We start from the raw sequence: 7,604 nt of genomic DNA on the forward strand, positions 1-7,604 counted from the left end.
GAGCGGGAGCGGCGCCGCGCTCCGGTCCTCCCCGTCGTCCCCGCCCCGCGCCGCCGCGGCGATCCCCAGCCCCGCCAGCGCAGCCCCCGCGAACGCCAGCAGCCCACGGTGCCGGGTGGCCCAGAGCTGCAGGCTGTAGTCCTGGGCGCGATGGTCGAAGACGCCGTGCGCCCCGTGGTCGCCCGGGACCGGCTCCCACAGGTTGTGCGGCCGGTCCGGGTCCCGGGGCTCGTCGATCTGCTGCCCGTCGTACCCCTCCGCCGCGAGCTTCCGGTCCACGTACCAGGGCGCGACGCGGTTCCCCAGGATGGCGCGGACGGTGGGCCACCCCACCCACACCTCGCGCCGGTCGTGGTCCGCCGCGAAGAGGATCGCCTCGGCCGCCACCTCCGGCTGGTAGATGGGGGGGACGGGCTGCGACTTGTTGGGGAGCCGGCTCTTGACCCACCGGAACTGGGGGGTGTTCAGCGCCGGCATCTGCACCATGGTGACGCGCACGTTGCTCCCGTCGTGCAGGAGCTCGCAGCGAAGCGAGTCCATGAAGCCCTGGATGGCGTGCTTCGCCCCGCAGTACGCGGCCTGCAGCGGGATCCCCCGGTACGCCAGCGCCGAGCCCACCTGCACGATCACGCCCCGGTCTCGCGGCAGCATCCGCCGCAGCGCCGACAGGGTGCCGTGCACGTAGCCCAGGTAGGTGACCTCGGTGACGCGCCGGAACTCCTCCGCGGTCGTCTCCTTGATGGGCGAGAAGACCGAGGTCATGGCGTTGTTCACCCACACGTCGATGGGCCCGAGCTCCGCTTCCACGCGGGCGGCGGCGGCCTCGACCACGTCCGCGTCCGCGACGTCGGCGGGGAGCACCAGCGCCCTCCCCCCCAGCGCCTCCACGTCCCGCCGGGCGCCCTCCAGCCCGTCCAGGCCGCGGGCGATCAGCCCGATCGACGCCCCCCGCTTCGCGAAGGCCCGCACCGTCGCCCGGCCCACGCCTGCCGACGCGCCCGTGACGACGACCACCTGCCGCTCTCCGTTGCTGCTCATTCGCGACCCGTCCTTTCCTGGGTTTCGGCCCCGTGCCCCCGCAGCCCCACCCGCCGCGCGTGCTCCGGCGAGGGCTCGGGTGCTCCGCCGTACTCGTTGTTCTCGCGCGCGGCCCGGTTCATCAGCGCCGTCAGCGGCGAGGGCGACACCGGCGTCGCCAGCTCCATGCCGCGCACCTCCCCGCCCGCCCCGCCCGGCTCCGGGAGGAGGCGCGCCACCCCGCCCAGCAGGTCGGCGGTCGCCCCCGGGAAGAGGTCGTGCGCAAGGCGCAGCAGCTTCGCCTGCCAGGTGAGGGTGACCTCCGCCTCCCCGCGTCGGGCGGCCTGGACGATGCGCCGCGCCGCGCGCTCCGCGCTCATGGCGGTGAGCGGGGTGGCGTCGCCCAGGCTGAACCAGGAGAACTCCTTCTCCGCCTGCCCCTTGAAGAGGGCGTTCACCGGCGAGCCGGTGCGCATCAGCCCGGGGACGATGGTGGTCACCGTGATCCCCTCGCCCGCCAGCTCCGAGCGGAGCCCCTCGGAGAAGCCGGTGAGCGCGAACTTGGCGCTGTCGTAGGGGAGGAGGTGCGGGATGGCCACCTTCCCGCCGATGGAGGCCACGTTGACGATGCGCCCGCTGCGCCGCGCCCGCATCCCGGGGAGCACGGCCAGGACCGTGTGCACCGCGCCGAAGAAGTTGACCGCCATGGCGTGCTCGAAGTCCTCCACCGTCATGGACTCCAGCGGCCCCACCTGGATGATGCCGGCGTTGTTGACCAGCACGTCCACGCGGCCGTACCTCTCCAGCACGCGCTCCACCATCCGCTCCACGTCGTCGCGGTCCGCCACGTCGCACCGCACGGCGAGGACCTCCGCCCCGGCGGCGTGCAGCTCGCGGCGGGCCGCCTCCAGCTCTTCCGGGTCGCGCGCGCAGAGCGCCAGCCGGCACCCCAGCCCGGCGAGCTCCCGCGCGAGCAGCAGGCCGAGCCCGCGCGAGCCCCCGGTGATGAGCACCACGCTCCCGGCGAGGTCCGCCTCGCGGGCCCCGCGGGTCACCTTCCACGCCAGCCCGGCGAGCGCCAGGGCGGCCAGCGCCGTCGTCGTCCGGGATCGGCCTCGTCCGCTCACGTCGTGCTCCTGCTCCGGTGTCCGGCTTCGGAATCGGTCCGGACCGCTGCAACCCGCTCGCCGTCCCCACCCGCTCGTCCGGACAGAGCGGTCCCCCGGCCCGGGTCTGTACGGGACGCCGCGGATCGTGTGGGGCGTGTGGCTGCTGCTGGCCCGGCCCGCGCCTTGCCGAGCCGGCTCGGACACGACCGAGGCCCGGCGTCAGACCTGATCGCATCCGCCTTGCCCGATGAACGCACGAGACAACCTCCCGGAGCCGGCGCGCCTCAGGAAGGACCTGGGGCTGTTTGACGTCTTCGCCATCAGCACCGGGGCCATGTTCAGCTCCGGCTTCTTCCTGCTTCCCGGGCTGGCGGCGGCGCAGGCCGGACCGTCGGTGGTCCTGGCGTACCTGCTCGCCAGCTTCTTCATCCTCCCCGCCATGTTCAGCGTGGCCGAGCTCAGCACGGCCATGCCGCGCGCGGGGGGCGCCTACTACTTCCTCGACCGGAGCCTGGGGCCCATCATGGGTACCATCGGGGGGCTGGGGACCTGGCTCGCGCTGGTGCTGAAGAGCGCCTTCGCGCTGGTCGGCATGGGCGCCTACCTGGCCATCTACGTGGACGTGCCGGTGAAGCCGCTGGCGGTGGCGCTGACGCTGGTGTTCATGGTCGTCAACGTCGTCGGGGCCAAGGAGACCAGCGGGCTGCAGCGCATCCTGGTCACGGCCCTGGTGGCGATCCTGGCCTTCTTCATCGTGCAGGGGCTGGTGGAGGTGTTCTCCATCGGGGTCGGCAGGACCGTCCGGGAGCAGTTCACCCCCTTCCTCCCCTTCGGAGTGACCGGGCTGGTCGGCACCATCGGGTTCGTCTTCGTCTCCTACGCCGGCCTGACCAAGGTGGCCAGCGTCTCCGAAGAGGTGAGGAATCCGGAGCGGAACATCCCGCTGGGGATGATCCTCTCGCTGTCCGTGACCACCTTCATCTACGTGGTGGGCGTGTACATCATGGTCGCGGTCCTGAACCCCGTGGAGCTGCGCTCGGACCTGACCCCCGTCGCCACCGCGGCGGCGGCGTTCTTCGACTGGCTCCCGGCGGGGGCCGGGGTGGTGCTGATCGTGGTCGCGGCGGTCGCGGCGTTCGCCTCCACGGGGAACGCCGGGATCCTGTCCGCGTCCCGCTACCCGCTGGCCATGGCGCGCGACCGCCTCGTGTGGGAGGGGTTCGCGAAGGTGGGCCGCTTCGGCACCCCGACCCTCGCGATCGTCGCGACGGGGGTGCTGATGATGGCGATGATCGTGAGCTTCGACATCGAGGGGATCGCCAAGCTGGCCAGCGCCTTCCAGCTCCTGCTCTTCTCGCTGCTGAGCTTCGCGGTGATCGTGATGCGCGAGAGCCGGATCGAGAGCTACGACCCTGGCTACCGCTCTCCGCTCTACCCCTGGATGCAGGTCGTCGGGATCGTCGCCCCGCTCTGGCTGATCGCGGAGATGGGGCACCTGGCGATCGGGTTCACCCTGGGCCTGGTGGCGCTCTGCATCGGCTGGTACCTGTACTACGCGCGCGGGCGGGTGCAGCGCGAGGGGGCGATCCTGCACACCTTCGCCCGCATGGGGGAGAGCCGGTACGAGGGGCTGGAGCTGGAGCTGCGGGGGATCATCAAGGAGAAGGGGCTGCGCACGGAGGACCCCTTCGACGAGGTGGTCGCCCGGGCCGCCGTGGTGGACCTCCCGGAGACGGTCCCGTTCCCGGCCGTCGTCCGCCAGGCCTCGGCGCTCCTCGCCGAGCGGACCGGCGTGCCCGCGGAGCGGCTGGAGTGGGAGTTCCGGCGGGAGCGCGAAGCGGAGATGATGCCCATCGCCCGCGGGGCGGCGCTCCCCCACACCCGCGCGCCCGAGGTCGAGCACGCCGAGATGGTGCTGGTGCGCTGCCGGGAGGGGATCCCGGTCCGCGACATCGCCCCGGACTCGGAGCCGCCGGCCGATGCGTCCAGGGTCGTCGCCCTCTTCTTCCTCCTGAGCCCGGAGGGCGAGCCGGGACAGCACCTGCGGCTGCTGGGCCACCTGGCGACGCATGTGGACGACGAGGCCTTCCTGGGGCAGTGGCTGGCGGCCGGGAGCGAGCACGAGCTGCGCGAGACCCTGCTCCGGGAGGAGCACTCGATCACGCTCCACCTCGACGCCGGCTCCCCGGCCGCGGACTGGATCGGCAGGGAGGTGCGCGAGCTGGGGCTGCCGCCCGGAACCCTGATCGCGCTGGTCCGGCGCAGGTCCGAGAGCTTCGTCCCCCGCGGGTCCAGCGTGCTGCGTGCCGGCGACCGCCTCACCGTGATCGGCGAGCCCGGGGCGATCCGCGCCCTCGCGAAGGGGCACCCGCGCACCCCGTAGACAGCGGCACCCGGATCGGTTGTGCCCCGGTGAGGTGAAGACGCGGCAGGCCGCGTCCGGGACGGCACGGAGCTCGCACCCTGATCCGCCCATGAGCACCGGAGCGAGCCCCCTGCAGCCGGACGCCGAGCGCCCGTAGCTGTCTAAGCCGGCCGGACGGCGGAGGCCCTGGAGCTCCATCGCGGTGCCCTCCTGGAAGGGCTCTACGTGCCGGATGCGGCGCCCGAGCCGGAAGGAGGATTGGTTGGAAGTCCTTCGGCAGATCTGATGCCTCGAAACGCGGAGGCCCGGCAATCGAAATGATTACCGGGCCTCAACTCCGATATGGCGAGAACCGCGACACCCGGTCGTATTTGCTGGCTTTCCGGTACCCTCATGTCGTAGCTGGATGTGATTCCAGGAGCTGGTGTCGCAAGGAACCCACAAAGAATCTCACTTACCCGGCCCCCGGGATTGCTCCGAATTCCCGGTTGTACAAGGCCTCGACTTGCGCCACCTCTTCCTCACGAAGTTCCACGAACTCGCCTGTACGAGCGCGCTTTGAGAGGCTTCCTCCGTTCTGCTGCAGGAACCTGTGCAGGAGGCTAGCCTTCCTCTGCGGCATGTCGACAATCTGCTGGATCCCTGTGATGAACCGGTCGTATCCTTCCAGAAATGCAACCTCCTCGGGGAGATCCCGCTCCACGGTTTGCTTGATGCACCGATACAGGAACTCAGCGTGCGCAGTAGCATCGAAGTACCGGTAGTAGTCGCCGGTTTCGTTCAGCACCTCGACGTTGAAGTCCTCGGTCGCCCGCCAATCGATAAACGGTAGCAAGGGCGCAGAATAGCTCTCCAAGACCCGCTTGTACGAGTCGATCTCGCGTAGGATCGCGGCACTGACGGGAAAGACGACACCGGGTGGATTGTACCCGGCCTCGGCCAGCACGTGGTGAATGAGCCAGCGGTGGATCCGGCCGTTGCCATCCTCAAAGGGGTGCACGTACACAAAGCCGAAGGCCAGCCCGGCGGCTGCGACCACCGGGTCCACCTTTCCAGTAACCGTGCGGCGGTCGTAAGCGACCATTCCTTCCACAAGCGCGCCCAGGTCCTCCGGTCGTGCGCTGATGTGCTCCGGGAGCGGCTGGTGGGTTATCCGGTCATGGTTGCCGACAAACCCGCCTATCGTACGGAGCCCCAGTTTTACGAAGCGTGCATCGCCGATCACCTCGGCCTGCAGCCGCTCCAGTTCAGCTACGCTGAGCGCCCGGCTCCCTGCCTGACCGATCGCGTGTGCCCACCGCTGGGCACGCTCCAGGTTCGGCTGCTCTCCCTCAATCTGAAAGGAAGAACGGCTATCGCTGAGGAGCAAGAAGGCCGCTGCGCGAGTGATCACATCCGGACGTGTCCGTCCGATGATCGCGCGCGCCCGCTCGCTGAAGTTGCGCCCTGTATATTCATCGAGGAGCGGAGTACGGCGGACGAGCGGGCAGAAGTCCCGTGCTCCAGGAAGATTGTCGATTACCCGGTGGCGAGACGACGACTTGCATGTTTCAAGGGCATACTGCTGCTTTGGATCGAGCACGTGAACTGCACGCACGGGGCCCAGGTCAGGTATGTCGAGCAGTCTTGCGGTCAACCATTCGTAGAGGAACCAGAGCCGGCGCGCATAGGATCCCGTCGGCTTCTCGCGGACCACCTGGGCCACCTCCTCGGCCTCTATGACAGAGAAGAGTGCGGCCAAGACGGACAGGTTCACACCTTCCCACTTCAGCGCGAACTCCAGGTGTGCGCCGGGCGAGTCCTGTTTCGGAGCATGCCGCGGAGTCAGCACGCGCCACTCGTCACTGGAGGTTGGGTGGTGCCGGGCCGCTGTTGCGGTGAGGACTGGGGGAAGGGGAACGGGAAGATCGAATTGGTCGATCAGCCAAGCGTACCCTGCCAGGTGAGCTGGCTCCGGAAGCTCTCGACCGCGAAAAACGTTCAGCAACTGCGGATTCCGATCAGGCATCCTACCTGGGTGTGAAAACCATTCACGTGCCGCGAAAACCCATCACTAGTTGTGGATCCGTGTGAAATATATTCAGCGTAGCAAAAGGGAGCAATCTATCTCAACGCAACTGGACAGGCGTATAGAGCACCCGGGCCCGGGTTCGGCCACTCCATTCGCAACGGGAAGATCTCGCAACCTACACAGCGGGCCTTCACTCCGAGAAGTGAAAAGCGGCGTTCAAGCGGACGGCCTCCGGTAATCCGGCGGATGAGCGCCTGTATCGGAGTGGACTGTTCTACCACGAGCAACTGCAGCGCGCGCTCACATTCTTTCAGGCACTGGAGCCAATCGGCGTTGCTGCGGAATCGCACGTCCGTCTGCTCACGGCCACGGCCAACTTCATCGCGGCGCGCGATGAAGCGGAGCATCGAAAGCAGATGGGCGCGAGCGCGATGACGAGTGAACGGGGGGCCGTCCATCATGGTCCGACGATCCAGAACGCCGGATCCTTGCCCGCGGCGAACGGTCCAGCTGTTCGACGGCCTGCGTCACGTGCTGCCGGAAGCGGCGGGTGTAGGGGGGGAGCACGGGAACCGGTCGACGGAGTGATCGTCGCCGATCTGATGCTTCCGGCGGTGAGCCGTATCTTCGTCCGCTGATGGGGGAGCCGCTGCCCGATTTCGGCGGTCTCACGCCGCAACAGCTCGTTGACACGTGGGAACTGATTGCGACGCTGGGCGAGGTTCCCGCCGAACGGCTTCTTGATCCGCTGGCCGAGCCCATCCGGAACATCGCTGATCTGGAGGAATGGGCTCCGCTCGTCTCGAGGGTGGGTCTGGAGGAGGCGGCCCGTGCGGCGCTGAACCTGAGAGATCGTTCCTGCCTCTTCCGTCGAGGAGGGGGCGTGCGATTCGAGGCCCAAAGAATTGCGTGGATCAGCGAGTCCACGAGAAATCCACCAACCCAGCGCTCCGAACCTACAAACATGAGTCATCCCGAACTTTGGAAATGAGGTAGGAGCGAAGTTCGGAGACTCAGGCAGAGGAAGCAGATTGCAGCCCGAATGCGGTAGAGCGGAGTCGAGACCTCTCGGCTCCGCTTTCCTGTTCTGGGGCAGAAGCCT

The 7,604-nt window shown here is 68.7% G+C and carries 5 protein-coding genes; 2 read left to right on the forward strand and 3 right to left on the reverse strand.

All coding sequences use genetic code 11. From position 1 onward, the window contains the following. Window positions 1–1,038, reverse strand: a 1,038-nt coding sequence (locus VGR37_06720; protein HEV2147076.1) for an SDR family oxidoreductase, incomplete at its 3' end; no start/stop codon positions are given. Further along, window positions 1,035–2,144, reverse strand: a complete 1,110-nt coding sequence (locus VGR37_06725; GenBank protein ID HEV2147077.1) for an SDR family NAD(P)-dependent oxidoreductase — start codon at window positions 2,142–2,144, stop codon at window positions 1,035–1,037. The genes VGR37_06725 and VGR37_06720, both read right to left, overlap by 4 nt. A 229-nt stretch (window positions 2,145–2,373) precedes the next feature. Between VGR37_06725 and VGR37_06730 the strand changes: the two genes are divergently transcribed. After that, a complete protein-coding gene (locus tag VGR37_06730; protein HEV2147078.1) occupies window positions 2,374–4,509 on the forward strand; it encodes an amino acid permease in 2,136 nt (711 codons plus the stop codon). Window positions 4,510–4,945: 436 nt separating this feature from the next. Here the strand turns inward: VGR37_06730 and VGR37_06735 are convergent, their stop codons facing one another. Continuing rightward, window positions 4,946–6,322 (reverse strand): Fic family protein, encoded by a 1,377-nt coding sequence (locus VGR37_06735; GenBank protein HEV2147079.1) that lies wholly within the window; start codon window positions 6,320–6,322, stop codon window positions 4,946–4,948. A gap of 817 nt (window positions 6,323–7,139) precedes the next feature. Between VGR37_06735 and VGR37_06740 the strand changes: the two genes are divergently transcribed. Further along, window positions 7,140–7,493: a hypothetical protein gene (locus VGR37_06740; GenBank protein HEV2147080.1), complete on the forward strand. Its 354-nt coding sequence runs from the start codon at window positions 7,140–7,142 to the stop codon at window positions 7,491–7,493. Window positions 7,494–7,604 lie beyond the last annotated feature (111 nt).

This window comes from Longimicrobiaceae bacterium, assembly GCA_035936415.1.
Lineage (GTDB): Bacteria > Gemmatimonadota > Gemmatimonadetes > Longimicrobiales > Longimicrobiaceae > JAFAYN01.

Excerpts from the sequence above, each read along its gene's own strand:
- VGR37_06730 (HEV2147078.1), top strand. The coding sequence starts at position 2,374 with ATGAACGCACGAGACAACCTCCCGGAGCCGGCGCGCCTCAGGAAGGAC.
- VGR37_06740 (HEV2147080.1), top strand. The coding sequence starts at position 7,140 with ATGGGGGAGCCGCTGCCCGATTTCGGCGGTCTCACGCCGCAACAGCTC.